The organism is Alcanivorax sp. DG881 (assembly GCF_000155615.1).
Classification (GTDB): Bacteria; Pseudomonadota; Gammaproteobacteria; order Pseudomonadales; family Alcanivoracaceae; genus Alcanivorax.
Genome location: NZ_DS989915.1, coordinates 948,334 through 973,397, shown reverse-complemented (window position 1 = coordinate 973,397; position 25,064 = coordinate 948,334). Strand labels below are relative to the sequence as shown.

Sequence of the window (25,064 nt, the reverse complement as noted above, 5' to 3'; positions counted from 1 at the left end):
CTACAGCGGCGCTGTAGAAAGCTTGGCCTGCAGCCCACAAAAAAGCCGCACCTTGCGGCGCGGCTTTTTGTGGCTTCTTGCGTGTAGCGTGAAGCGTGAAGCGAGTTGCCTGCTGCGGGTTTAAGCCCCCAACAGCATTTGACCACACACGCGCACTACGTTGCCGGTCAGGCCCTGGGAGGCCGGGCTGGCGAAGAAGGCGATGGTTTCGGCCACGTCCACCGGCTGACCGCCCTGGTTCATGGCGTTCATGCGACGGCCCGCTTCACGGATGGTGAAGGGAATGGCGGCGGTCATCTGGGTTTCGATGAAGCCCGGTGCCACGGCATTGATGGTGATGCCTTGCTCGGCGTATTCATCCTTGAACGCATCGACCATGCCGATTACCGCAGCCTTGGAACAACCGTAGTTGGTCTGGCCCAGGTTACCGGCAATGCCCGCGATGGAGCTGATGGAAATGATGCTGGCGCCCTTGCCCAAACCGCCGCTGGAGAGCAGGGCTTCGTTAATACGCAGCTGGCTGGCGATGTTGATGTTCAGCACCATGTCCCAGAATTTCTCCGGCATGTTGCCCAGCATCTTGTCGCGGGTTACCCCGGCGTTGTGGACGACCACGTCATAGCCGCCAATGGCTTTGGCTTTTGCCGCGATGGCTGCCGGTGCTTCGTCGGCGGTGATATCCATTTCCAGGGTGTCGCCACCAATCTGGGCTGCTACCGCGTTCAGGTCGTCGGCCATGGGCGGAATGTCCAGCACGGTGACGGTAGCGCCGTCGCGGGCCAGTACTTCGGCAATGGCGGCACCAATGCCGCGGGAGCCACCGGTAACCAGGGCTTTCTTGCCTGCCAGGGGCTTGTCCCAGTCAAATTTGGCAGCTTTGAAACCGGCTTTGGTAACACGTACTACCTGGCCGGAGACGTAAGCGGATTTTGGTGACAGGAAGAAGTGCAGCGGGGACGCCAGCTGCGCTTCGGCGCCTTCATCCACGTAGACCAGCTGGGCGGTGGCGCCTTTCTTGATTTCCTTGCCCACGGAGCGGGTAAACCCTTCCAGTGCACGCTGGGCAACACGCGCGGCGCCAGCCTGTTTTTCCGGAGTGCGACCGATCACGACAACGCGGGCGCATTTATCCAGCTTGCGAATCACCGGGTGGAAGAAATCCCACAGGGCTTTCAGTTCGTCCGGGCTCTGGATGCCGGTGGCGTCGAATACCAGGCCTTTGAATTTGGCATCGTCATCGCGGCTGGCGGTGTAGTTGTCCGCATCCACGCCGAGCTTGCCGGCTTGCTTCTGCAGGTCAGTGGCGTTGGCGGTATTGGCCAGCACAGCGACCTGCGCGTCCGGCGACCCTTTAAGGGTGCTCAGTACGCTATCGATGCCGGTGGAGCCATTGGCGGCACCTACCAGAACGCGGCCCTTGATAAAGGACGCCTGGCCAGGCTGCCAGCGCTCCAGAATAACCGGAATCGGCAAGTTGATTGCGCCGAATAGCGCCTTGCCCATGGGAGAGTTGGCAATCGTCTGATAGGTATCGCTCATGGTCCTGTCCTTTTCCATCGAATGATGAATGTGTCCCTTTACCTTTAGGGTAAGCGGAACGGGTTTAAAGGGGTGCCGCGTAAAGATGGGCAGAAAATACGCCATCTTTCGTAGGGCAGGAAATCTGGCCCTGTCGCACACTGGCGCGTATTGAATCACTGCAGTGTGACGGGTGTATTGACCGGCCCCGGTCGTCAAACAGTCGTTTGAGCCAATGAGGCCGGCACGGTTGGGGGTAGACTGCGCCCTGTCGAGTGAATACCGTGGCCAAATTAGCCACCGTCGTCGTCATTGATGACCGTCCATCTCTAGAGGAAATGATTATGCTGGCAGGTAAAGCCGTTCGTAAGGTCGCCATTATTGGTGGTAACCGTATTCCGTTTGCCCGTTCCAACAGCGCCTACATCGACACCAGCAACCAGGACATGCTCACAGCAGCCCTGGATGGTCTGGTCGATCGCTTCAAGCTGCACGGCGAGAAGATTGACGAAGTGGCCGCTGGCGCCGTTATGAAGCACGCCCGCGATTTCAACCTGGTACGTGAATCGGTGCTGGGTTCCAAGCTGGCGCCGGAAACCCCGGCCTATGATCTGCAGCAAGCCTGTGGAACCGGTCTGGAAGCCGCCATTCTGGTGGCCAACAAGATTGCCCTGGGCCAGATCGACTGCGCCATCGCCGGCGGTGTGGACACCACCTCGGATGCGCCGCTGGGTGTGAACGAAGATGCCCGCAAAGTGTTTATGGCGCTGAACCGTGCCAAGACCAATGGTGAGCGCGCCAAGCTGGGCTTGAAACTGCTGAACCCGAAATCCCTGATGCCCGACATCCCGAAAAATGGCGAGCCACGTACCGGCCTGTCCATGGGTGAGCACCAGGCGATTACTGCTGCAGAGTGGGGCATTCCCCGTGAAGCGCAGGATGAACTGGCATGGCGCTCCCACCAGAACCTGGCCAAGTCCTATGAAGATGGCTGGCAGGATGACCTGGTAACCCCGTTCAACGGGCTGGAGCGCGACAACAACATGCGTGGCGATTCCACCCTGGAAAAACTGGCGACCCTGAAGCCCTGCTTCGGTGGCCCGAACGGCACCATGACCCCAGCCAACTCCACACCGTTGACTGATGGTGCTTCTACGGTTCTGCTGGCCTCTGAAGAGTGGGCCAAAGAGCGTGGCCTGCCGGTGCTGGCTTACCTGACTATCGGTGAAGCGGCAGCCGTAGACTTCATCGGCAAGAAAGAAGGCTTGTTGATGGCGCCGGCGTACGCGGTGCCCAGCATGCTGGACAAGCTGGACCTGACTCTGCAGGACTTCGATTTCTATGAGATCCACGAAGCCTTTGCATCCCAGGTACTGTCGACCCTGAAATCCTGGGAAGACGAGACTTTCTGTAAAGAGCGTCTGGGCCGCAAGAAGGCGCTGGGCAGCATTGATCGCAGCAAGCTGAACGTGAAAGGCTCCTCGCTGGCAGCCGGTCACCCGTTTGCTGCCACTGGTGGCCGTATTATCGCCAACGCCGCCAAGCTGCTGAACGAAAAAGGCTCCGGCCGTGCACTGATCTCCGTGTGCGCAGCAGGCGGCCAGGGTGTGGTAGCGATTCTCGAGAAGTAATCGCACGCCCGCTAATAAAAAAACCGGCCACCTGGCCGGTTTTTTTTATGCCGCTCTGCGGCTGCAGCACGGATCACGCATCATGCAACACGCGACAACCGCATCGGGTCGTCGCTCCTGTCCTTTCCTCAAGACACGTCTTGGCCTGCATCCTCCATGAATCCGTTATCACTGTGTTGGCTGCGGATTTTTCTACAGCACCTGCATGGCGCCGGATAGCAGGGTGCGAATCACATCCTGCTGTTTGCTGACGCCCATTTTACTGTAAATGGCTTTTAGCTGTGAGCGTACCGTATCCACGGATGTGCCATTGTTTTCCGCGATCTGGCCGGGGCTGAGGCCGTTGGTGAGGGCAATGGCCACATTGGATTCTGCCTGGGTCATTTCATAGAGCGCACGCAGGGTTTCTGCGGGGATGTTCAGCGGCGAATCAGGGTCGGAAATATAGAGTGCCACAGAACCGTTAGTGGGCTCACCGCCGTCTGGTGTGTTGTCTTCATTAAGGGTGGCGAGCATGACGGTCAGCGCGTTGTCCCGGTCCGGGTGGTGCAGCCCGATGGCGGTGTTGCGGGTGTTGATCTCTCTGGGGTCGGCTTTGGCCTGTTTCTGAATCAGGCAAGTAAGCTTGGCATCTTCATCCGCGTAGTGGGCTTTAACGCCCGTGCCGGCCAGGGCCAGCGCGTTATGGTGGGTGAGCAGGGCATCGGCGACCGGGTTGCGGTAGGCCACGGTGCCATCCGGTTCGAGAATGATCAGCCCCAGCATAAAACGCGATAACGCACTGTGCAGGGTTTGTTGGCGCGTGCGCAGGCGATGGAATTCGCGGTGAATGCGGATGGCGCGTTTGAAGTGCGGATAGAGGATTCGCAACTTGGCGATATCTTCGTCGGAAAACGGCTCAGCATTGAATGATCGGTGCAGGCCAATGCCCACGTGCCATTCCTTGTCGTGGTAGATATTCATGCCGGAGATAAAGCCAATATCATTGGGCTTGAGAATCAGCCGGAAATAATAAGGGTGTGCGTCTTTGACTTCCCGGGAGTCGATGATCTGCCGGGCCAGGCCGACAGGTTCGTCGCGCTGCGCCTGGAAGGTGTAATCGTATTTGCCCATGCCAAAGCGGTAGGAGGTCACCACGGCTTTCGGTAAACCGTGATAGCCGATCATGCTCCGGGTGCCGCCCTGGTGATCTTCTATAAAAATGGCGCCGGAGCGGGCATCCATGATTTCTTCGCAGAGCAGGGTCATCACCCGGTTCCAGTGCCCCGGATTGTAGGACGCCTCGTACACTTCCCCGACAAAATCCAGTAATCCGTCCATACAGACAGGTTCCCCTGTACCGCAAACCCGTCCCCCCATGGACAGGTTTGCGGTGTTCTTCGAGTGGCCAGCTCGGCCTGCGTCCTGTCGGTTGAGTGCTGTAAGCCACCGACACCCGGAACGCGAATCGTTATAGGAAGAATATAGCGTATCCCTGCTGGGAAGATAACCGCGTCACATTCCTGTCGAGGTGGGCGGAGGTGATTCGGACCCGGCTCAGGCAGGGAACCTTGGTCTGCAGGTTGCAGCTATGCGTTATGCTTTTTCCGACAGCAATGGAAATACGGTAATCAGCGGGAACTGGACGTAGGAAACGCACTCACAACAGATACGTATTCAAAAACATACCGATCAGGAGGTGCCATGAAGGGGGTATCCATTCAGCGTCAATGGAGTAAGGGGCTGGGCGTTCTGCTGTGCCTGTTATTGAGTCGTGTGGCGCTGGCAGAACCTGCCGCGCTGGATGCACGGCTCTCGGATTATGCCTACCCTTATCTGGTACAGACGCTGCCAGTCAGTGATCAGCAACAGCGCCTGGAAATGGCGTATATGGATGTAACACCGGAAAATGCCAATGGCGAAACGGTGCTGTTACTCCACGGCAAGAACTTCTCCGGGGCGTATTGGAAAACCACCATGGAAGCCTTGCTGGAGCAGGGCTATCGCGTGGTGGTGCCGGACCAGATCGGTTTCGGCAAGTCCTCCAAGCCGGCCCATTTTCAGTACAGCTTTCAGGTGCTGGCGGATCAAACCCGGCGTTTGCTGGACACGCTCAAGGTGGACAGCGCGACCGTAGTGGGCCACTCCATGGGCGGCATGCTGGCTACCCGCTTTGCCTTGATGTTTCCGCAGCGCAGTGATGCGCTGGTGCTGGTGAATCCGATTGGTCTGGAAGACTGGCGCCCGGTGGTGCCCTGGCAGTCCGTGGATGCCTGGTATGAAGGCGAGCTGAAGAAAACCCCGGAAAAAGTGAAAGCCTATATGACGGCCAGCTATTTCGATGGTCAGTGGAAAGACGATTATGCGCCCTTGCTGACCTTGCAGCAGGGCTGGATTCGCGGGCCGGATTACCCGCGTATTGCCTGGAATTCCGCCCTGGCCTACGACATGATTTATAGCCAGCCGGTGGTGCAGGATTTCCCGCGATTGGCGGTGCCTGCCTTGTTGATTATCGGCACCCGGGACCGCACCGCGCTGGGACGTAACCGGGCACCGGAATCAGAGCGTGCGCAACTGGGGCGCTACGATCAGCTGGGCAAGAAAGCGGCGCAGCGCATACCCGATGCCACTCTGGTTGAACTGGAAGGCATTGGCCATGTGCCTCAGTACGAAGCGTTTGATGCCTACCGTGACGCCTTGCTGGGTTTTCTGAAGGACCACCAGAGCTGATTGAGGCAATGATTGTCTGAGGCATTCCCGGGGAGCGCAGTATCAGCATGCTTTCGCTGCCCGGGGTTGCGCTGTTAGAGCCCCGGCTTAGTGGTTTGCATCGCTATCGGCCACGGACGTCACCGGCTGAATGGACACCGGCACGCCACTCATGAAGGCCTGATTGCTGAGTTTCTCAAAACTGCCGGGCCCATTGGGCAGTAGCGCGTTGATATTGACCCCCGGGTGTTGCTGCGCCACGCGCATCCCCGGTGTGTGCCGGTTTCCCCAGCCATGCGTCATGGCCACCACTCCTTCTCGCAAGCTCTCATCGCTGCGCACTGCCACCTGCACCCGCCCGTATTCATTACTGGCCTCGACGGCGTCGCCGTCGCGAATACCCATGGAGTGAATATCTGCCGGGTGCATGTGCAGTGCATTGCTGGCATGGGCGCCGCGTTTCAGGCCCGGCACATTCTGGTACCAGCTGTTGTGCATGTAGTTGGTGCGCAGGTTGATCAACCGGAAGGCTGGTGTCGCAGTGGTCAGAGTTTGAAATTGCTGATCGGCCAAGGCCATGGCCTCGGCAAACAGCGGCGGGCAGCAATCGACCCGTTTGTCGTCTGTCTGAATGAAATCTGTATAGAAGCGGCCGATAGACTGAGTATCCAGTACGGCGGTGCCGCAGGGTTGTTGGGCCAATGTCTCCACACTAAAGCCGGTGCGCGACAGCATGTGGTCGAGCCGGGCGAAGGGCCGTGGCGGGTCCTGTTCCAGCATGGGGGCGTGCCGCCCCATAGCCTGCAACAGACGCGACAGAATCCACCATTCTTCGCGGCGCTGTGCGGCGGGGGGAACCACCGCGTCAGTGTATTGCACATAGGGCTGGTACTGCATGCCCAAGCCGCAGATATTCAGGTCCGGGCGTTCCAGCATGTCCGCGGAGGGTAGCAAGTAATGCGCGTATTCTCCGGTGGCGTTGCGAAACAGGTCGATGACAATCAACAGGTCCAGCTTTTCCAGCGCTTGGCGCCAGCGGGCTTCGCCGCCCACGCTGAGCAGGGGGTTGCCGGCGATGACTACCAGGGCGCGAATCGGGTTGTCATCATCAAGGATCATGTCTGGCAGCAGGTTGCCAGCCAGGGCGCCGCGGATATGGCGCATTTCCCCATGCTGGGAGGGGAAGAATACGTTATCAAGGCGGGCGCGGCCGGCCTTGGCAGCGGGATAGAAGCCTTCGCTGTAGAAATTGCCGCCGAGCTTGTCCAGGTTGCCGGTAACGAAGCTCAGCATCTGCAGTAGCCAATAACAGAGTGTGCCGTGCTGGCCCATGTTGACGCCGGTGGACATGTGCACGGAGGCACGCTCTGCGCCACTGAACGCATCCGCCAGGTCACGAATGGTGTCGGCGCTCAGGCCTACTACGCTGGCCACGGTATCGGCGCAATAGGGGGCAATGAACGCGCGCAGGGCCTCGATGCGGGTGCCATGCTCACGGATCACGCTCTCATCGAAACGGCCCAGCCTGTCGATCTCATGGAGCAGGGCGGCCATCAGGTAGAGATCCGTGTCGGGAAGGATTTGTATCACTTCTCCGGTTTTGGGGCTGGCGGATTCGATCTGGCGGGGGTTGATGTAGAAGACCCGGGCGCCGCGCTGGCAGGCGGTACGGATCTTGGCCATGGGGTCGGCGATGGAAATAAAGCTCATGTGTGAGACTTTCGGATTTTCGCCGAACATGAGCAGGCAATCGGTGTTCTCGATATCCGGTACCGGGTGCAGGGTGCTGGTGCCGAACACGGCTTCGCCGGCGGCAAACTTGTTGGCGCAGTCCTGGGTGCCGGAGTTGAAAATACGGCGGCTGCCCATGGCCATGAAAAAATCGCCAATGGCCTGGCTGCCCAGGGCATTGAAGGCCGAGGGGTTGCCAATATAGCCGCCGATGGCGTCGGGGCCGTACTGTTCGTGTATCTGTGACAGGGTGGCGCCGATGTCCGTGACAATGCTGTCCCAGTCCCGGGGTTGCCATTGGCCCTCACCGGGCCGGCGGCTGCCTTGCCGTGCCAGGGGCTGATCGAGGCGATCCGGATCCTGGTGGATGGCCAGGTAGTTAATGCCCTTGTGGCAGGCAAAACCTTTGCTGACAGGGTGGGCCTTGTCCGGCTGCAGGCGGGTGACTTTCCCGTCGGCGATCTGGGCGATCAGTGCACAGGAGGGTTCACAGACCCGGCAAAATGTTGGAATGGATTTCATGGCAGCCTCCCTGACGATTCAGTCAGGCTAGCCAATCGCGCCCGGGCAGGACATGACCGTTCCACTCATTTGTGGCGTTGCGGTCACGGGGCGGGCACGCAGGGTCAGGAGGAAGGCTGTGACAGGGCGGCCATGATCAGGGCAATGGACTGCTCGCTGACGGTCTCGATATCTTCCCGGTTCACGTAAATGCCATCAATCAGCAGGCGGCACAGGCCGTGGACCGTGGCCCAGCTGGCCTGGGCCACGCGCAGGGAATCCGTTCTGGCTGGCAGGCGACCGGCCAACAGTGTCGCCAGCCGCTCGGCGTAGTGCCGGAAGCTACGGTAGGCGATGGTCTTGAGTTCATCGGTGGGCTCGCCACCTTTCCAGATGGTACGCCCGAACATCAGTTCATATTGTTCCGGGTTTTCAGTGGCAAAACGCAGGTATTCGCGGACAAAATTCTGAATGCCTTCCTGTGAGCCGGCTTCTTGCAGTTGGCTGTTGATCATCTCGTCCAGTTGCCGGAAAGCCTGGGTGGCCAGGGCGCAGAGCAGGGCGTTCTTGTCACGGAAGTGGTGATAGGGCGCGGTTCGGGAGACGCCAGCCCGCTCGGCCAGCTTGCGTAGGGACAGGCCTTCGATGCCCTGTTCATTGAGCAGGGTATTCGCTTCCTGCAGCAGCGTCGCATGCAGGTCGCCGTGGTGATAGCGCGCGGTCTGTGTCATGAGTCTCCTGCCTTTGCTTGTGCCCTATGCGTGGTGGCGTTGCATGAAGCCGGTTGTGGCTCTGTGGATCTTGACACTGTCAAAATAACCGCTTAACTTGACGCTGTCCAGATTAATCAACGCGTAGCCATCTGTGGTGCAGATGCCTTTGGAGACAACACCATGACAGCCAACCGCTATTCCAACCTGCTTTCCCCGCTGGATCTGGGGCATACCCAGATCAAGAACCGGGTGATTATGGGCTCCATGCATACCGGTCTTGAAGACCGTTTCTGGCAGTTCCCCAAGTTGGCGGCCTACTTTGCCGAGCGGGCCCGTGGTGGCGTTGGCTTGATCGTGACCGGTGGTTTCAACCCCAACAAGAAAGCCTGGTTCTACCCCTTTGCCGGGCTGTTCAACAGCCGTTTGGATGTGCGCAACCACCGCAAGGTGACTGATGCGGTGCATCAGGAAGGCGGCAAGATCGCTCTGCAGATTCTCCATGCGGGTCGTTACAGTTATCACCCCTTCTCCCGTTCGGCGTCTGCCATTAAAAGCCCGATCAACCCCTTCAAGCCCAAGGCCATGTCCACCAAGGAAGTGGAGCAGACGGTCAAGGATTTTGCCCATACCGCATGGCTGGCCAAGAAGGCCGGTTACGACGGTGTGGAGATCATGGGGTCCGAAGGCTACCTGATTAACCAGTTTACCGCGTCGTGCACCAACAAGCGCAAAGACAAGTACGGTGGCAGTGCGGAAAACCGCCGCCGTTTCCCGGTGGAAATTGTCCGCGAAGTGCGTAAGCGCTGCGGCGACGATTTTATCGTCATGTTCCGTATTTCCGTGGTCGATCTGGTGCCGGACGGGGCCACCCGTGAAGAAGTGCTGGCGTTGGCCAAGGAAGTGGAAGCGGCGGGTGCCAGCCTGCTCAATTCCGGTATCGGCTGGCACGAAGCACGCGTGCCCACCATCGTTACGTCTGTGCCCCGAGCGGCTTTTGTGGAAGCGACCCGCCAGGTAAAAGACGTGGTCTCCATTCCGGTGGTGGCCTCCAACCGTATTAACGACCCGGACGTGGCAGAAGCCATTCTGGTCGCTGGCCAGGCGGACGCGGTCTCCATGGCGCGCCCGTTGCTGGCGGACCCGGATTTCGTCAAGAAAACCGAGCAGGGCAAGGCGGATGAGATCAATACCTGTATCGCTTGTAACCAGGCGTGCCTGGACCATACCTTCCAGCTCAAGCGGGCGTCCTGTCTGGTCAATCCCCGTGCCTGCCACGAAACCGAACTATTGTACCTGAAGACCGCCAAGCCGAAAAAAGTTGCTGTCGTTGGTGCCGGCCCGGCGGGCTTGTCCTGTGCCACGGTGGCGGCAGAGCGAGGCCATGCGGTGACCCTGTTTGATCAGGCGGGGGAAATTGGTGGTCAGTTCAATATGGCCAAAGTGGTGCCGGGTAAGGAAGAGTTCCATAACACCATCCGTTATTTCAGCAAAAAACTGGAAAGCACCGGTGTCACCATGAAGCTGAACACGCGGGTGGAAATTGCTGATCTGGAAGCCGCGGGCTTTGACGAAATTGTTATCGCCACCGGCGTGCTCCCGCGCACCCCGGGGATTCCCGGTGTGGACCACCCCAAGGTGTTGTCTTACGTGGACGTGCTGCGTGGCAACGCCCAGGTGGGCGAGAAAGTGGCGGTCATTGGTGCCGGTGGTATTGGCTTTGATGTGTCCGAGTTTCTGGCCGAACATCCCCGCGAAGGCGAACAGCCATTACCGGAGTGGATGAAAGAGTGGGGCGTGGATATGGCGGGTGACACCCCCGGTGGCCTGGTGAAAGCGGCACCGGAAAAACCGGCTCGCCAGATCACGTTGCTGCAGCGCAAGCCGACGCCGCTGGGTAAGGATCTGGGCAAAACCTCTGGCTGGGTACACCGCGCCACGCTCAAGTCCCGCAACGTGGAAATGCTGAAAAACTGCAGCTACGAAAAAATTGATGATGCGGGCCTGCATATCAAGATTGGTGAAGAAAGCCGGGTGCTTGACGTGGATAACGTGATTCTTTGTGCCGGGCAGGAATCCCTGCGTGAGCTGTACAAGGAAGACGGCAAGAACTTCCACCTGATTGGTGGCGCGGATCTGGCGGCCGAGCTGGATGCCAAACGCGCGATCAAGCAAGGCGCGGAAGTGGCGGCGAAGTTGTAAAGCAGGTGCTAGCTTCTAGCGGCTAGCAACGAGAAAAACAAAAAAGCCCCGGCTCACGTCGGGGCTTTTTTGTTTCGGTGACTGCAGAGGCCGTCACCATTTATGCGAAGCTCGAAGCTCGAAGCTCGAAGCTCGAAGCTCGAAGCTGTCAGTTATTTGCCCGCAGACGGCGGGTCTTGAAGCTGCCGACGCCCATGGTTGCGATAACCTTGAACAGGGCGAGTAGTACGCTCTCGTCCGGCTTTGGGTCTTTGCCTGTGCCCATGCGATGCAGCTGGCGGGAGAACCAGGACACTTCCATCATGGCCATGTTATCGATGGTCTTGATACCGGTTTTGCGCGGGGTAACGCGGCTGACAACGCCACTCTGACCCGCCAGGATGGCGTTGGGAAGATCCGGTTCCACGGCCAGGGGGCGGGCGATGCCGATGATATCGGTGGCACCGCTGTCCACGGCTTGCGCCATGGCTTTGGCCGAGCGGAAGCCGCCGGTAACCATCAGCGGAATGGAAACCCGCTTGCGGATTTCGTTGGCGTAATCCAGGAAGTAGGCTTCCCGGTTGGCGGTACTTTCCCGTACGCCCTTGGCACCGGCCATGGCCGGGTTCTCGTAGTTACCACCGGAAATTTCCAGCAGATCGAGACCCTCGCTGGCCAGTGTTTCGGCCACGGTCATGGATTCTTCTTCGCTAAAACCGCCCCGTTGGAAATCGGCGGAATTGAGTTTGATGCTGACAGGGTAATCATCGCCAACGGCCTGACGGATAGCCCGGTAAATTTCCAGCGGGAAACGCATGCGGTTTGCCAGTGAGCCCCCCCATTGATCGGTGCGGCGGTTGTGATGTCCGGAGAGAAACTGGCTAACCAGATAGCCGTGGGCGCCATGAATTTGCACACCGCTGAAACCGGCTTTTTGACAGATGCGGGCGCTGGTGGCGAACCGCTGGATGATCTCCTGAATTTCCTCTTCGCTCAGCGCTCGGGGTGTCTTGAACGCGCTTTTCAGCTCCTTGCCAAAGGGCACGGCTGAAGGGGCAAGCGTGTCACCGCTGGCCAGCATGCGGGGAATCTGTTTGCCGGGATGATTGAGCTGTACCCAGATCGCCCCGCCGCGGGACTTGCCAGCCTCCGCCCAGCGTTTCAGCAATGGCATGTCACGCTCATCGTCCACTACCACGTTGTTCGGCTCGCCGGTGTGGCGTCGGTCGATCATGATATTCCCGGTAATCACCAGGCCGGTGCCACCCTGGGCCCAGCGACCGTACAGGCGTTCCAGTTTCGGGGTTACATGGTTATCGATGGTGCCGAGTGCTTCGCTCATGGCCGATTTGCCGAAACGGTTGGGCAGGGTGACTCCGCAGGGCAATGCCAGGGTCTGGCCGAGAATATCAGCGTGGTTCACAGTGTCTCCTCCGATGGCGACGAACAGTGGCGACAAGGGATGTCGCAACGATATAGTTTGATGAGGATCAAACTATAAGTTAGTTTTATGACCGTCAAACTATTTTCCCGGGAGGTGCCGGTTTTGGCACAGAAAGACACTGTGACGGCGGAGCAGCTTGCTGCAGCCTTTCGTGCGCTGTCCAACCCTAATCGGTTGCGCATATACCAGGTGATTGTGGATCACTGTCGCCAGCATGGTCAGGCGGATCTGGCCAAGGTACCTGCCGGCTGTGCGTTTGGGGATTTTATGCAGCGGCTCAATATTGGCGCACCGACGGTGTCTCACCATGTTCGGGAGCTGTCGGAGGCCGGGCTGATTCGTGTGGAGCGTGAAGGGCGCCGCCGGTTCTGCCATGCGGAGCCAATGATGCAGGAACGATTGGCTCATTTTTTTGAAATGTAACGAATACAGGGGCAGGGAATGACAGCGGATCAATGGGCGCTTTGGGGTTGTGGCATCTTTTTTCTCGTCGGCTTGCTGACCGGCGCCTGGAAGTATGTGCAGGTGGCCAATAGTGAGAAAGCCCGGGCGCATTACTATGTGGACATCGCCCACCGTGCCAGCTTGATGTATGCCTTTGCATGCCTGGTGCTGGAGCGCTTTGCCTTGCTCAGCGTTTGGGAAGACTGGGTGAACACCCTGGCGGTGCTGGCCTGTCTGATTTTCTTCGCTCTGGCCATCGGCAGTTATATTCTGCACGGCATGCTTAAAGACACCCGCAACCAACTGCAAAAGCCACATAGCATGGGCACGGCCACGGTACCGCAGGCGGCCATGACGGTATTTATGCTCGCGCTAATCGCGGCGGAAGTCGGTGGCTTCGCCGTGTTGTTCGCGGGCTTTGTGATGAGATGAGAGGGAGCTACGAGCCTGGATAAGGACGTGAGAAAAGTCCCCAGAGTTTTCCTTTTCAACGTTTCACTTTGAACTGAACCCCGCGGGCATGGCGGTTATCGTGTGTCACCGTACCCAGCCCGCGTTGCAGCTTGAAGCGTGTCGCGCCTCTTATCAAGTGCAATAACGCCCGTACTGGCTTAGTGCCTTGCTGCTATGCGGGTCCACGGTATCAACCCAGACCTGCATGGAATCCTTGTTGCGATTGTTTTGCAGGTTGCTGAAATCCCCGGCGGTGAATTCGCCGAGCAGGGTATCCCCTTCCTGGGGCGTGATGCCATCCAGCTGTTTGACCAGCACCATGCCCTTGCTGGAGTTCAGCAGCATGTAGTCGCAGCTCTGGCTGATAATCACCGTGGCTTGCTGGTTGGCATGGGCAGCGTTGCCCAACATCATGAATCCAGCCAGACCGGCCCCCATCATGGTGTATTTGAATGCAGACATGTGGCTCCCTTCCTTTTTATTGTCCCACTCCACCTTCTACCTTTCACTTTACTGCCCCGCCGCGGGTGAACCTGTTGTCTAATCGCGGTAAAGCTGTAACCCGGTGTTGTGTTTTTATTGCGTTCCATCTGCCTTCGATACTGGCACACATGATGGCAGGGCAACATCATCGTTATGTCTCTTTGTGCAGTAGGGAATAAGGCTGAGGTGCTGAGGCGGTGTAGGGCGAATTTGCTTGAACGGCGTTATTCGGTATGGGGCGGCCGTTGTGCGCGATCAGCGATGAAAAAAGCCGCTTCTGATCAGTCAGAAACGGCTTCATTCATTTGTCGGCAAAACGTCTGGAACGTTACTTCAACTCTTTGGAGCTCAGTCCAAGCACACGTCGAGCGATAACCAGTTGCTGAATCTGCTGGGTGCCTTCGAAGATATCCAGAATCTTCGAATCACGGGCCCATTTTTCCAGTAACTCGTCTTCGGTGTAGCCCAGGCTGCCGGCCAGTTCCACACAACGCAGGGTGATGTAATTACCGACCCGGCCGGCCTTGGCCTTGGAGATGGAGGCTTCCAGGGTGTTGGCTTTCTTGTTGTCGGCCATCCAGGCGGCTTTCACTGCCAGCCAGTAGGCGGCTTCCCAGTCAGCTTCCATCTTGTAGATTTCGGCTTCCACCGCAGAGCAGTTGTCCACGGGTTTGCCGTAGTCATAGGAGATGCTGTCTTTGAGCAACTCCTTGATGCGCTCCAGGGACGCCTTGGCGCAACCGATGGCCATGGCGGCCACCAGCGGGCGGGTGTTGTCGAAGGTCTCCATGACACCGGCGAAGCCTTTTTTGGTGTCGATTTCCGGGCTGCCCAGCAGGTTTTCTGCCGGTACCCGGCAGTCCACGAAGTTGATGGCGGCGGTGTCGGAGGCGCGGATGCCCAGCTTCTTCTCCAGCCGGGCCAGTTCCATGCCGGGAGTGCCCCAGTCCACCACGAACGACTTGATGGCCGCGCGACCCAGTTTCGGATCCAGGCTGGCCCAGACCACCACGCAGTCGGCTCGTTCGCCGGAAGTGACGAAGATCTTCTCGCCATTGAGAATGTAGTGATCGCCGTCTTCTTTGGCGGTGGTGCGAATGGCAGCGGAGTCGGAGCCACAGCCGGGTTCGGTAATGGCCATGGCGGCCCACTTGCCCTTGAAGCGTTCCAGCTGTTCGTCGTTGGCCACGGCAGCAATGGCTGCGTTACCCAGGCCCTGGCGGGGCATGGCGAGCAGGAAGCCGGTATCGCCGTAACACATTTCCATGGCACCCAGGCAGACGCCCATGTTGGCACCATTTTTGACGCTGCCGTCGTTCTGCACCTTGCCGCTGCCGGTGGTGGCGGCGCCGGCGGAGTTAGCCGGATCGCCTTCGTTGAAGCCATCCAGCACTGAGGCGAGCATATCCAGCTCTTTCGGGTATTCGTGCTCACCGCGATCGTATTTGCGCGACAGCGGGCGGAGGGTGCTTTGGGCTACCTGATAGGCGTTGTTGATCAGGGGTTTGAACTTCTTTGGAATCTCGATATTCATGGTTGTCTCCCTCCTTACAGGTGCAGGCCGCCGAAGGCGACCCCCACAGCACGCAGATCCCGATACCAGCGTTCCACCGGGTACTCTTTGGTAAAGCCATGGCCGCCGAGCAGCTGCACGCCGTCGGTGCCGATTTTCATGGCTTTATCCTTCACCAGCGTGCGGGCCAGGTGAGCTTCGCGCTGGAAGCTTTTGCCCTGTTCGGCACGGCTGGCGGCGCGGTAGGTGAGCATACGCATGGCATCGAGCTCGATGGCGATATCGGCAATCATGAAGGCCACGGACTGGCGATGGCTGATGGGTTCACCAAAAGCGGTGCGCTCGTTGCAGTAGGGGCCAACGTAGTCGAGCACAGCCTGGCTGGTGCCAATGGCCATGGCGCACCAGGCGAGGGTGCCCAGGTCCACGAAAGCGCGATAATCAAAATCGCCATTACCCAGGCGGTTGTCCGCCGGGATGCGTACGTTATCCAGTTTCAACGGGCGCTGACCGCTGGCGCGGATGCCCATGGCGGGATCCTCTCCGGCGGTGAGTCCGTCCGTGCCGCCTTCCACGATAAACACCGCCGGGCCGTTATCGGTTTGCGCGGCAACCAGGAAAATTTCCGCTTCGGCCGCCAGCGGCACCAGGGATTTTTCTCCGTTGAGAACGTAGTCGTTACCGTCCTTGCGGGCAGTGGTGGCCAGCACCATGGGGTCGAACAACGGGCGCGGTTCGCATACCGCAATGGCGGCTTTGGGTGGATTCTCTTCGGCGAAAGCGCTCAGGTATTTGTCTTGCTGCTGAGCGGTGCCCCACTGGGTCAGGGCATTGGCCACGCCCATGGGGGCGAGAATCGCGACGGCCTGGCCCATGTCGCCACGGGCCAGATCTTCTGCCAGCAGCATGCTGGTGACGGTGGACTTTTCGGTGGCGGCGCCGCCCAGGGATTCCGGTACCGCGAAGAAATTCAGGCCCAGTTCCAGTGCCTGGACAATCACGTCTTCGCTGGTCTGTTGTGCGGCGTCTGCGTGCTCAGCCTGTTCGCGCAGTACGTTGGTGGCAAAGCCCTGCACGCTGTCGCGGATCATCTGTTGTTCGTCGGTGACACCAAGATCGAACAGGTCACGGGTATGGCCCGGGGCGGTAAGGCGCTCGGGTTTGTTGCCTGAGTTACCGGACTTGAATGCACGGGCGGTGGTGGTCAGTACCTGGAAGCCGCCTTTGGTCAGGCTGTAGGCAAGCCGCTCAACGCTTTTACGCATGCCCATCTTGTCGAGCACCTCCGAGCTGGCCAGGCGGTTAAGCGCGGTCAGCGCATAACCCACTGCATCTTTCGCCATGATGGAACCTCATTGTTATGTCTATGGATTGCATTCGATTATGGAGAGGTGAGCGACGGTCACATTGACCAGTGTGACTGACAGGTCGGGCATAGTAGCAACCGGCCTGGCGCCACAGACCTAGTCATTGGCGGACTTAGAGCGTATGGGAGGTTTATCGCGCTACCAGCGACGTTCCTTCGGGAAAAGGGCGGGGGGAGCTTCTTGATGTTCCGTTCAACTTTCCACGTTGAACTTTCAACCAAACCTCGCGGGCAGGGTGGCTGCGCCATGGCACCCATCCCTCCCGAGTTGCAGTGTGTTACCCGCTGCTAATCTTTTAAAGGTTTTCGTACCGGTTCATATCGAGAATGCCAGCCTGGGTTGGCTCGTGCTCTTCCAGATACTCATCCAGCGCGTGGAAATACTGCCAGAATTCCGGATGAGTACGGCGGATACCGTAGGCGTCGACCAGTTTGGTGAAGTCCTCTTCAGTTTTCACTGCGTTCATTTGGGAGACGAACGCCTGCAGCTGATCATCCTGTACCAGGAACATGAAATTGGGATAGCTCGCCATGACGCCGGGGTACAGGGTCAGTGTATCCAGTGGCGGTTGGTAGCGCAGGGACTCGCCCATCATGAACGCCACGTTGCTATGGGCACGGTTGCGGAACAGGGAGTAGATTTCCTGCTCTCCCTGGCTGCCCTGTACATGCACCATGCTGACTTCCGGCATAAAGTTCACCGCAGGCAGGTTGGCGGCACGGCGTGAAGAAATGGCACTGAGCGTGTGGTCGGCATGCTGTTTCCAGGCGGATACATCAGCACGCTGACAATCCTCGCCGTCACAGCGGTTGATCGGATCTGGACGGGCGTTGAGTTCAGCAAAACGCGTCAGCAGCGTGTTGTTAAATTCGTTCATGGGCGTGCTGGTGTCGAACGGAATATTGGTGGGTAGATCGGTATCCACTGACTCATAGCTGATCGCCAGACGCAGTTGGCCGGTGTTTTGATACCAGTTGGCCAGCACGGTTTGGCGCAGCTCTGCCGGGAGGTAACGAAGCGTGTTTTGTTCTGCGCCGTTGCGGATAAGATCAAAGTAGAGACGGGTCTGCGCCTGATGGGAGACCGATCCGAACACATTGAAATTGACCACAAGGTTGTAATAACTGCGCTCGAACAGTGGATAGTCCATGACCCAGGTGGTCAGCGGCAGGTCACCAATCAGCCCTTTACGCACCGAGGCGTTATCGTGGTGACGGAAGATGGTCAGCAGGGCATTGCGATTATCGCCATCACCATTCCACACGGAATCCCAGCCCGGACCCTGTGGTTCATCGGTTTCGTAAGCCTGTTTGCGGGCTTTCAGATAGTCGTTGCGTTTGCCGCTGTATTTCAGCCATTCCGAACCGAGGGACAGCAGGTCGTCATCCTGGCCGGGCAAGCCGAGCAAGTCGCTGACCTGGGCACGGTAATCTTCATCGGTGATGTAGAGATCCTGATCCGGCTCCTGAAACACGGCCCAGAAATGGTCGCGGATCACATCGGTGGCCACCTGGCCGCGGCAAACCGGGCCACGAATAAAGGTGCGCACAAAATACTCGGCTTCATCCAGCATAAACTGATAGCGGGCACGGGCAGGAATGTCGGAAAAAGTGACGAAGGGATTGGCGCGTTGTTCATAACCATAACCGGGCAGCTCTTTTACTTCCCAGTCGGTGCCGAAAAACTGTTTTCGGGTCCGCGCCAGTTTGTCCTGGGTCAGGCCCAGGGTGATATGGGTTTTGTGCACCAGCGTGCCGCGGACCGGGGCTATGCGGTACCAGAAATTCTCTGGAGGCATTTGATTGGGGCGATCGGTGGCAACCCGTTTGATCGGCTCCCCAGGGGGCGTGCTGGAGCGGTGAAGCTGGAAGAAGTGGGCCGGTTTGCTGTCTTCTCCCTTGTCCAGATACAGGTGAGCCAGGAACAAGTGCTCGTATAACCAGCGAGCCACCAGCTGGTGTTTTGGATCGCTCTGGTTAAGGAAGGCCTCCCAGTCGTCGATCAGCTGTTGCTCTTCGGCGGTGGGGGTGATCACTTCCGGTTTGAAGCTGGCACCGTGCTCCAGCCAGCGGCTGATGGTGGCAAATTCGCTGTCGGTCAAGCCGGCCACGGCCAGTGGCATACCTTCCAAGGGGTGGTCGTCAGCGTAGTCGTCGAATTCATCCGGGGCGGGGCATTCGTTCTGCCGGCTCAGCCCCAGGGCGATATCGTCGGGCAGCTTTTCATTGGGATTGAAGGTGTGCTGCTTGCCCAGTTCGAGCATTTGGTACAACAGGGATGCCTGCATGCCTGAGGTGCTGTCGATGACGGAATAGAAACCCTTGTCACGCCATTGTGCGGTGGTCTGGGCATCCTGGAAAAGCCGGGTGGGGTCGACGGTGTTTTTGCGCCCACCGTTGTAGACCTTTTGTTTGCTGGCACCGCGATCAAGGCCTTCCACAGCTTCCAGTTTCAGTTGGCAGGGGGCATCGTAGCAGCCGTGACAGGCCAGGCATTTGTTCTCAAAAATGGGCCGGATATCGTCGTGATAATTGGGCGATTGGCTGGAAGCAACGGGGCTGAGAGCGGGGGCGGCCTGGGCCGAAAACGAGAACAACATCAATCCAAGTGTCAATGTAATGCGCTGAAGCCAGTGCTGTTTCATATGCCCGAATCTCCCTGTGACGAGCGCACAGTGTAGCGGGGGCAGACTGGCCGGGCCACGGTTACGCCGCCTTGAACGCATGCTGCTTTGTAAAAAAAGGGAAAGTCGTTGTGCTGTCAGGCAGAGGGCCGCTCACAGCATCCAGAACATGGTGGCGGCCCAGCCGATCAATACGGCGATGACGGCCGCGGCGGTGAGCTGGTGGCGCAGGTGTCGGTACCAGGTGGGCAGGGTGTCGTTGAACACCATTTGTTCGGTGCCCCATACATACATGAGCCCGGCGGCGAGCATGGGCAGTGCCAGCTCCAGGGGCAGCAGCAGGGCAAACCAGCCCAGCAGGGCAGGCATCAAACCAAACAACAGGGTGGGGTATTGATTGCTGTCGGCCATCTTGTCCAGGGCGCGGCCCCAGTGAATGGCTCCCAGGAAAGTAATGACAATGGCGGCGTAGGTGGCGAGGGCATGCAGGGCCCAGTTGCCCGTCTCGGCAACCCAGGACAGGCCCGCCAAGCCATAAAAGGGGATGAGCCCAGCGTAGGACAGCCCTTTGGCACGACGGATGTTCTTTTCCAGACGTGTGCTCACAATGTTAATCCCGACGGGTGTTTTGTGCCTATTATTGCTCGTTCAAGGTGAAGGTCAGGACAAGGCGGCGTAGCCATCCCAGGGTTGGGCAGTGAGATGCTTGGGGAGATACAGTGGATGCGCCGGTTCCCCGGAGCTGTTCAGGCGAATGCAGTGCATGGCGGGCAGTTGTGGTGCCACCTGCAAGGCACGGTCATTGAAGCGACCGTGATTGCCCCAGGCGGCCACGACCAGGTCTGCCTGTCGCGCCAGGCGGCGCAGCCACTGGTCATTCTTCGGGCCCACCGGGTCAGCAGTGGCGAACAAGTCCTGCGGGTAGGTGGCCCGGTAGGCGAACAGATTGGCCACACACAGGCCGGAGTAGCCCCAGTCACGGGCAAAACCCATGCAGCGACGGATGGTGGGGTCGTCCTGGCGGTGGTCTGCGGTGGAGGGATTGAGGCCAATCAGCAGCATGAAGTCATCACCGTCACCCCACTGGCGCCACAGGGCATAGCGATACTGGCGACAGCGGGAAAAGTTGGCGCGACGTTGCAGGTTATCGGTGGTCTTGGTCATGGCTGCGCATTGTAAGTCTCTGGCACAGTAAACGCTAAAACTCACAACAGGTTGAGAGTATGGAATTTCAGGATGTGATGGCCCAGCGCCACAGTGTGCGGGCATTTACCGACCAACCGGTGAGCGATGCGTTGCTGAACGAGTTACTGGCAAGGGCCAGCGGGGCGCCCAGCTGGTCCAACACCCAGCCCTACCAGATCGCGGTGGCCCGCGGTGAGGTGCTGGAAAGTCTGCGCCGCGAATTGCCGGAGCGGTTTGATCAACTGATGGCGCTTCAGCGGGCGCCCATGGTGAAAAAGCTCAAGGCGCTGGTGACGAAAAAAGGGATGCCGGATGGCGATTATCGCCCGGTGGTGAAATACCCGGATGACCTGCAGCCGCGCCGGGTCGCCACCGGTCACGGCTTGTACCAGTTGCTGGGCATTGGGCGGGAAGACAAGCAGGCCCGCCACGAGCAGATGGCGGCGAATTTCCGTTTCTTTGATGCGCCAGTGGCGCTTTTTGTGTTTGTGCACGAAGGCCTGGGGGTCTACAGCGCACTGGATGCGGGGATTTTTTTACAGAGCCTGATGCTGGCCGCCACGGACGAAGGGTTGGGAACCTGTGCCCAGGGGGCGCTGGCGTTATGGCGATCGCCGCTGGAAAAGCATTTTCAGTTGCCCGGTCAGTACAAGTTATTGTGCGGTCTTTCGCTGGGCTATGAAGCACAGGAAACCATTAATCAGTTCCGCCCGGACCGCCAGCCGCTGGATAGTTTGCTGATTGCGGAGAAATAGCATAGAGCGGCTGATAAATGACGCATGACGCATGACGCCAAAAGCCTGACGGTTGACGCTTAAAATCTAAGGATAAAAGCGGCGGCGACTTCCTGAAAACGTGTTGGTTAGACAGCCGAGCCGTGGTGGCTAGTTTTGGTTTGTCGGGCATCAGGCCTTTGGCGTCCGGCTCTTCGCTATAAATCTTGTCGGTCGACTTTACCCAAGGGCACAGAGAGGCCGAAGGCCGTAAGTCGACACCTCTGTCGGTTTACGGCTGAGCCTAAACCGACCTACTGTTGTGTAAAGACGCGCAGGATGGGAAAGCGGTGGTAACCGAAAAAAGCCATCTTGCGCTGTTGCTCCCCGGCGGCGAACGAGCCTTCCAGGTTGCTGGCGTGGCGGCGGTCGCCGTTGGCGAATTCCGCCACCAGATAGTCGTCACGCAGAATGCGTTGGCCGCCGGCATCGTTTTGCAAGGCAACCAGTGCCCATCGTTCACCGCTATCACTGCTCAGGCTGCTGGCGTCCAGCAGGATAAAACTGCTGCTGTCCGGTTCCAGCGGGTTATCCCGATCAAAGTCGGCATTGTCGGTAATCGCCAGTGGCGTATCAAAACGCAGAACGGCGCTGTTCTCCGCATGGAGGGGCGCCGTAAAGCCCAGCGCCATGGCGCAGACAGCGCCGGCAAGAAGGTAATGACGTTGCCGCGTGTTGACGGCTTTGTTGCCCCCGCTTCTGGGGGTGAGTAAGCGCAGACGCATCGCCGGGTTCTCCGTGGCTGGCCAGTAGAGTTCCTGATTACCCGTGTTGTTTGGTGATGATGCCGTGAAACCCCGGCAATGAGGCTGAATCCATGGGCTGAGTATGGTTCCGGTGCGGGCCGGGCGACCTTCAACATGGTTGACGGATTACTCCGGTCACGGCCCCGCGAGCAGGTATGGAGCGCGGGCCGTGACGTCAATAGAGACACACCGGTTCTTCGCGTTGTTGCTTGAAGCGTGCAGCCTGTTGCGTCTCCTCAATCAATGAATCTCGATACGTCGGCTGCCCTGGTGATGGTGCTCGTGGCGAGGGATGCTGAGTGACAGTACCCCGTTGTGGAAGACGGCATTCATTTGTTCGGCATCCGCATCGGCCGGCAATGTCAGCATGCGCTGGAAGGGCCCGAAACGGCGCTCACTATAATGGTAGCCGTCGCGGTCATTTTCCTGGATGGGGGTTTTGCTGCCGCTGATTAGCAACATGTTGTTGTTCAGCGTCACATCCAGATCGGATTTCTCCACGCCGGGTAATTCCGCGGTAATCAGGTAGTGGTCGTCGCGCTCCAGAATATCCAGGTTAGGGCGCAAGGGGGCGTTGGGTTGGGCGTGTGGCGCCGGGGTCGTCCAGGCCATGTCGCCAAGCATCTGTTCGAACCAGTTGTCGAACTCACGTTCCCAGCGCAACAAGGGGTGGCCGGGTTGTCGTTGCGGGAGAGGCCGCTCGCGGTTGCCCTCCTGACGAAGCCAGTTCCAGGGTGTCATTTTATGCATATCCATCGCGCGTCCTCCTGTGGGGGTTGGAATAAACGGTTGGACGATGACCAAGTGCTTCACCTCTTGTTATGAGGGAAATGGTGGCGGCTTTCAATGCCCCGGTTCTATAACCAATGGCGATTCTTTGACCGACTGGGCAAAAACGCCCCCTTGTAATCTGCCGGCTTCGGTGTCACAGATGAAAGAAGAAGGATGAGGGCAGAGCGTTTCCGGTGAGGGATGTTTTGCCGCTCAGACACATGGAACATGTACCGAAAAGGAGAGCAGTCATGTCTGACCATCATGTCTACAAGAAGGTTGAATTAGTCGGGTCGTCTCGCACCACCATTGAAGACGCCATCGAGAATGCGCTGGTCACGGCCAGTGAAAGCCTGGAGTTGATGGACTGGTTCGAGGTAACCGAAACCCGCGGCCATATCGAGAATGGCAAGGTGGGGCATTATCAGGTGACGTTGAAGGTCGGCTTCAGAATTTCCGGATCCTGAAATTGGACGCCGGACGCTAGAAGCCACAAAAAAACCGCACCCTTTCGGGCGCGGTTTTTTTGTATAGAACCCGGCGCGGAGCTGGGCCTCTCAATCACGAATTAACGACTTTCGTGTTGCAGCGTGTTGCGTGAAGCGTGCTGCGTCTCTTCTTACACCATTTCCAGATCCAGAGCCTGCTGGCAGACCCGCGCGGTGCGGATCACGTGCAGCTGCTTTGGTGACAGATCTTCTGGCAGTTCCACGGTGCTGTGGTCCTGGTGGATCTTGATCGGACCGATCAGGCGGCTGGGCAGTTTGGCTTCGTTGGCAATGGCGCCAACGATGTTGCCCGGTTTCACGCCGTGGTCGTGGCCAACTTTGATCCGGTAGCGGCGCATGGTCTTGTCGCTGCGACCCTTGTCGTTCCGGTTACGCGGGTTGCGCTCTTCACGGCGGCCACCCACATGGGCGGACTCGCGACGGCGCGGCTCTTTCACCATTTTCGGTTCTTTCAGGATCAGCGGCTCACGCTTGAACATCATGGTGGCCAGGGCGGCAGCCATGTCGTTGTCGCTGATGTCCATGGCGTCACGCAGCTGGTTGACCAGCGCACGGGCTTCGTCAACGTTGGCTCCAGAGGTGAAGCCAGCCAGCTGTTCCTGGAAGCGGGCAATGCGCTTGGCATTCAGGTCATCCACGGACGGCAGCGCCATCTTTTCGATGCTCTGACGGGTAATGCGCTCGATCTGACGCAGCACGTGTTGCTCGCGACGGGCCACAAACAGGATGGCGTCACCCTGGCGGCCGGCACGGCCGGTACGGCCAATGCGGTGCACGTAGGCTTCCGGGTCGCCGGGCATGTCGTAGTTCACCACGTGGGTGATCCGCGGCACGTCCAGACCGCGAGCGACCACGTCGGTGGCGATCAGGAGGTCAAAACGCTTGTCTTTCAGGCGCTGTACGGTTTTTTCCCGTTGCTGCTGGGGAATATCGCCGTTCAGGGCTTCGGCACGCAGGCCGCGACGGTTCAGCTGCTCAGCCAGTTCCAGAGTGGCCTGCTTGGTGCGCACGAAAACCAGCACGGCATCGTGTTCTTCGGCTTCCAGAATCCGGCACACGGCGTCCAGCTTGTTCAGCCCGGCCACCGGCCAGTAACGCTGGCGGATGGTGGTGCCGGTGGTGGCGCCGCCATTGTCGATGCGAACCAGTTTGGGTTGCTTGAGGTGTTGGTCGGCAACCTTGCGAATGACCGGCGGCATGGTGGCGGAGAACAGCGCCAGCTGACAGTCATCGGGAGTACGTTCGAGTACCCATTTCACATCGTCGATGAAGCCCATGCGGAGCATTTCATCGGCTTCATCCAGCACCAGGGCTTTCAGGTTGTTCAGTTTCATGGAGCCGCGTTCCATGTGATCCATGACGCGGCCGGGGGTGCCGACAATAACCTGGGCGCCGCCGCGCAGGCCTTTCAGCTGGGTGCGGTATTCACCGCCGCCGTAAATGGGCAGAACCTGCAGACCTTTGATGTCTTTGGCAAATTCTTCACACGCAGTGGCGACCTGGATAGCCAGCTCGCGGGTAGGGGCCAGGATCAGCATCTGCGGTTCACGCAGGGCCGGATCCAGACGGGCCAAAAGGGGCAATGCAAACGCAGCCGTTTTACCTGTGCCGGTTTGTGCTTGGCCCAGAAGATCGTGTCCATCCAGCAACAGCGGGATGGCTTGCGCCTGAATCGGCGAAGGCTGCTCGAAGCCCTGACGGGCGATCGCAGTGAGCAGAACCTCGGGCAGGCCTAAAGAGGCGAACCCGGAACGGGAATCTGACATGTAGTACCTATGGATTAGGGGGAGGGG

Annotated in this window: 21 protein-coding genes; 7 read left to right on the top strand and 14 right to left on the bottom strand. The window is 58.8% G+C overall.

Annotated features, from left to right (window positions below):
* Positions 1–120: 120 nt before the first annotated feature.
* Positions 121–1,539: a 3-oxoacyl-ACP reductase gene (locus ADG881_RS04360; RefSeq protein ID WP_039926116.1), complete on the bottom strand. Its 1,419-nt coding sequence runs from the start codon at positions 1,537–1,539 to the stop codon at positions 121–123.
* A 323-nt stretch (positions 1,540–1,862) separates the two neighbouring features.
* On the opposite strand from ADG881_RS04360, the gene ADG881_RS04355 reads away from it, so the two are divergent.
* Positions 1,863–3,149 (top strand): acetyl-CoA C-acetyltransferase, encoded by a 1,287-nt coding sequence (locus tag ADG881_RS04355; RefSeq protein WP_039926115.1) that lies wholly within the window; start codon positions 1,863–1,865, stop codon positions 3,147–3,149.
* 192 nt (positions 3,150–3,341) lie between these two features.
* Here the strand turns inward: ADG881_RS04355 and ADG881_RS04350 are convergent, their stop codons facing one another.
* Positions 3,342–4,469 carry a LuxR C-terminal-related transcriptional regulator gene (locus ADG881_RS04350; RefSeq protein ID WP_007149603.1) on the bottom strand — a complete coding sequence of 376 codons (1,128 nt, stop codon included), beginning with the start codon at positions 4,467–4,469 and terminating at the stop codon, positions 3,342–3,344.
* Positions 4,470–4,832: 363 nt separating this feature from the next.
* Here ADG881_RS04350 and ADG881_RS04345 point away from each other — a divergent pair, with 363 nt between their 5' ends.
* Positions 4,833–5,858, top strand: a complete 1,026-nt coding sequence (locus tag ADG881_RS04345; protein WP_007149606.1) for an alpha/beta fold hydrolase — start codon at positions 4,833–4,835, stop codon at positions 5,856–5,858.
* Positions 5,859–5,945: 87 nt separating this feature from the next.
* Here the strand turns inward: ADG881_RS04345 and ADG881_RS04340 are convergent, their stop codons facing one another.
* Together ADG881_RS04340 and ADG881_RS04335 are read right to left on the bottom strand one after the other, a co-directional pair.
* The gene (locus ADG881_RS04340) at positions 5,946–8,090 is read right to left on the bottom strand and encodes a molybdopterin-dependent oxidoreductase (protein ID WP_007151134.1); all 2,145 of its coding nucleotides are present in this window, start codon (positions 8,088–8,090) and stop codon (positions 5,946–5,948) included.
* A 104-nt stretch (positions 8,091–8,194) separates the two neighbouring features.
* Positions 8,195–8,800: a TetR/AcrR family transcriptional regulator gene (locus tag ADG881_RS04335; RefSeq protein WP_007150664.1), complete on the bottom strand. Its 606-nt coding sequence runs from the start codon at positions 8,798–8,800 to the stop codon at positions 8,195–8,197.
* 162 nt (positions 8,801–8,962) lie between these two features.
* Between ADG881_RS04335 and ADG881_RS04330 the strand changes: the two genes are divergently transcribed.
* Positions 8,963–10,981 (top strand): NADPH-dependent 2,4-dienoyl-CoA reductase, encoded by a 2,019-nt coding sequence (locus ADG881_RS04330; protein ID WP_007151131.1) that lies wholly within the window; start codon positions 8,963–8,965, stop codon positions 10,979–10,981.
* A 148-nt stretch (positions 10,982–11,129) separates the two neighbouring features.
* Here ADG881_RS04330 and ADG881_RS04325 read toward each other — a convergent pair whose 3' ends face one another.
* Entirely contained in the window at positions 11,130–12,383 is a 1,254-nt protein-coding gene (locus tag ADG881_RS04325; RefSeq protein WP_007151602.1) for an NADH:flavin oxidoreductase/NADH oxidase family protein, read from the bottom strand.
* 87 nt (positions 12,384–12,470) lie between these two features.
* On the opposite strand from ADG881_RS04325, the gene ADG881_RS04320 reads away from it, so the two are divergent.
* Positions 12,471–12,827: a helix-turn-helix transcriptional regulator gene (locus ADG881_RS04320; protein WP_007150890.1), complete on the top strand. Its 357-nt coding sequence runs from the start codon at positions 12,471–12,473 to the stop codon at positions 12,825–12,827.
* A gap of 18 nt (positions 12,828–12,845) precedes the next feature.
* A complete protein-coding gene (locus ADG881_RS04315) occupies positions 12,846–13,280 on the top strand; it encodes a hypothetical protein (RefSeq protein WP_007148854.1) in 435 nt (144 codons plus the stop codon).
* Between the two features lie 153 nt (positions 13,281–13,433).
* Here ADG881_RS04315 and ADG881_RS04310 read toward each other — a convergent pair whose 3' ends face one another.
* The 6 genes from ADG881_RS04310 to ADG881_RS04285 all read right to left on the bottom strand — a co-directional run bounded on the left by ADG881_RS04310 (position 13,434) and on the right by ADG881_RS04285 (position 20,451).
* Positions 13,434–13,763: a hypothetical protein gene (locus tag ADG881_RS04310; RefSeq protein ID WP_007149752.1), complete on the bottom strand. Its 330-nt coding sequence runs from the start codon at positions 13,761–13,763 to the stop codon at positions 13,434–13,436.
* A 349-nt stretch (positions 13,764–14,112) separates the two neighbouring features.
* Positions 14,113–15,318: an acyl-CoA dehydrogenase family protein gene (locus tag ADG881_RS04305; protein ID WP_007149388.1), complete on the bottom strand. Its 1,206-nt coding sequence runs from the start codon at positions 15,316–15,318 to the stop codon at positions 14,113–14,115.
* 14 nt (positions 15,319–15,332) lie between these two features.
* Positions 15,333–16,640, bottom strand: coding sequence for an acyl-CoA dehydrogenase family protein (locus ADG881_RS04300; RefSeq protein ID WP_007151215.1), 1,308 nt, complete (start codon positions 16,638–16,640; stop codon positions 15,333–15,335).
* Between the two features lie 319 nt (positions 16,641–16,959).
* A complete protein-coding gene (locus tag ADG881_RS04295) occupies positions 16,960–19,308 on the bottom strand; it encodes a fatty acid cis/trans isomerase (RefSeq protein ID WP_007150730.1) in 2,349 nt (782 codons plus the stop codon).
* Between the two features lie 132 nt (positions 19,309–19,440).
* Complete coding sequence (locus ADG881_RS04290; protein WP_007150127.1) at positions 19,441–19,893, bottom strand: DUF3429 domain-containing protein; 453 nt, start codon at positions 19,891–19,893, stop codon at positions 19,441–19,443.
* A 54-nt stretch (positions 19,894–19,947) separates the two neighbouring features.
* Entirely contained in the window at positions 19,948–20,451 is a 504-nt protein-coding gene (locus ADG881_RS04285; protein WP_007150434.1) for a DUF1643 domain-containing protein, read from the bottom strand.
* Positions 20,452–20,510: 59 nt separating this feature from the next.
* Between ADG881_RS04285 and ADG881_RS04280 the strand changes: the two genes are divergently transcribed.
* The gene (locus tag ADG881_RS04280) at positions 20,511–21,227 is read left to right on the top strand and encodes a nitroreductase (RefSeq protein WP_007149046.1); all 717 of its coding nucleotides are present in this window, start codon (positions 20,511–20,513) and stop codon (positions 21,225–21,227) included.
* A gap of 272 nt (positions 21,228–21,499) precedes the next feature.
* Here the strand turns inward: ADG881_RS04280 and ADG881_RS17210 are convergent, their stop codons facing one another.
* Both ADG881_RS17210 and ADG881_RS04270 read right to left on the bottom strand, forming a co-directional pair.
* On the bottom strand, positions 21,500–21,970 hold the full coding sequence (locus tag ADG881_RS17210; RefSeq protein WP_050760117.1) for a hypothetical protein: 471 nt from the start codon (positions 21,968–21,970) through the stop codon (positions 21,500–21,502).
* A gap of 261 nt (positions 21,971–22,231) precedes the next feature.
* The gene (locus ADG881_RS04270; RefSeq protein ID WP_007148315.1) at positions 22,232–22,747 is read right to left on the bottom strand and encodes an Hsp20/alpha crystallin family protein; all 516 of its coding nucleotides are present in this window, start codon (positions 22,745–22,747) and stop codon (positions 22,232–22,234) included.
* Positions 22,748–23,013: 266 nt separating this feature from the next.
* On the opposite strand from ADG881_RS04270, the gene ADG881_RS04265 reads away from it, so the two are divergent.
* Positions 23,014–23,229 carry a dodecin gene (locus ADG881_RS04265; RefSeq protein ID WP_007149047.1) on the top strand — a complete coding sequence of 72 codons (216 nt, stop codon included), beginning with the start codon at positions 23,014–23,016 and terminating at the stop codon, positions 23,227–23,229.
* 152 nt (positions 23,230–23,381) lie between these two features.
* On the opposite strand, the gene ADG881_RS04260 is transcribed toward ADG881_RS04265, so the two are convergent.
* Complete coding sequence (locus tag ADG881_RS04260; protein ID WP_007149686.1) at positions 23,382–25,037, bottom strand: DEAD/DEAH box helicase; 1,656 nt, start codon at positions 25,035–25,037, stop codon at positions 23,382–23,384.
* Between the last annotated feature and the right edge of the window lie 27 nt (positions 25,038–25,064).

Excerpts from the sequence above, each read along its gene's own strand:
- ADG881_RS04335 (WP_007150664.1), bottom strand. The coding sequence starts at position 8,800 with ATGACACAGACCGCGCGCTATCACCACGGCGACCTGCATGCGACGCTG.
- ADG881_RS04320 (WP_007150890.1), top strand. The coding sequence starts at position 12,471 with ATGACCGTCAAACTATTTTCCCGGGAGGTGCCGGTTTTGGCACAGAAA.
- ADG881_RS04310 (WP_007149752.1), bottom strand. The coding sequence starts at position 13,763 with ATGTCTGCATTCAAATACACCATGATGGGGGCCGGTCTGGCTGGATTC.
- ADG881_RS17210 (WP_050760117.1), bottom strand. The coding sequence starts at position 21,970 with ATGCGTCTGCGCTTACTCACCCCCAGAAGCGGGGGCAACAAAGCCGTC.
- ADG881_RS04295 (WP_007150730.1), bottom strand. The coding sequence starts at position 19,308 with ATGAAACAGCACTGGCTTCAGCGCATTACATTGACACTTGGATTGATG.
- ADG881_RS04330 (WP_007151131.1), top strand. The coding sequence starts at position 8,963 with ATGACAGCCAACCGCTATTCCAACCTGCTTTCCCCGCTGGATCTGGGG.
- ADG881_RS04315 (WP_007148854.1), top strand. The coding sequence starts at position 12,846 with ATGACAGCGGATCAATGGGCGCTTTGGGGTTGTGGCATCTTTTTTCTC.
- ADG881_RS04285 (WP_007150434.1), bottom strand. The coding sequence starts at position 20,451 with ATGACCAAGACCACCGATAACCTGCAACGTCGCGCCAACTTTTCCCGC.
- ADG881_RS04350 (WP_007149603.1), bottom strand. The coding sequence starts at position 4,469 with ATGGACGGATTACTGGATTTTGTCGGGGAAGTGTACGAGGCGTCCTAC.
- ADG881_RS04280 (WP_007149046.1), top strand. The coding sequence starts at position 20,511 with ATGGAATTTCAGGATGTGATGGCCCAGCGCCACAGTGTGCGGGCATTT.
- ADG881_RS04355 (WP_039926115.1), top strand. The coding sequence starts at position 1,863 with ATGCTGGCAGGTAAAGCCGTTCGTAAGGTCGCCATTATTGGTGGTAAC.
- ADG881_RS04300 (WP_007151215.1), bottom strand. The coding sequence starts at position 16,640 with ATGGCGAAAGATGCAGTGGGTTATGCGCTGACCGCGCTTAACCGCCTG.
- ADG881_RS04270 (WP_007148315.1), bottom strand. The coding sequence starts at position 22,747 with ATGGATATGCATAAAATGACACCCTGGAACTGGCTTCGTCAGGAGGGC.
- ADG881_RS04345 (WP_007149606.1), top strand. The coding sequence starts at position 4,833 with ATGAAGGGGGTATCCATTCAGCGTCAATGGAGTAAGGGGCTGGGCGTT.
- ADG881_RS04265 (WP_007149047.1), top strand. The coding sequence starts at position 23,014 with ATGTCTGACCATCATGTCTACAAGAAGGTTGAATTAGTCGGGTCGTCT.
- ADG881_RS04360 (WP_039926116.1), bottom strand. The coding sequence starts at position 1,539 with ATGAGCGATACCTATCAGACGATTGCCAACTCTCCCATGGGCAAGGCG.
- ADG881_RS04260 (WP_007149686.1), bottom strand. The coding sequence starts at position 25,037 with ATGTCAGATTCCCGTTCCGGGTTCGCCTCTTTAGGCCTGCCCGAGGTT.
- ADG881_RS04340 (WP_007151134.1), bottom strand. The coding sequence starts at position 8,090 with ATGAAATCCATTCCAACATTTTGCCGGGTCTGTGAACCCTCCTGTGCA.
- ADG881_RS04305 (WP_007149388.1), bottom strand. The coding sequence starts at position 15,318 with ATGAATATCGAGATTCCAAAGAAGTTCAAACCCCTGATCAACAACGCC.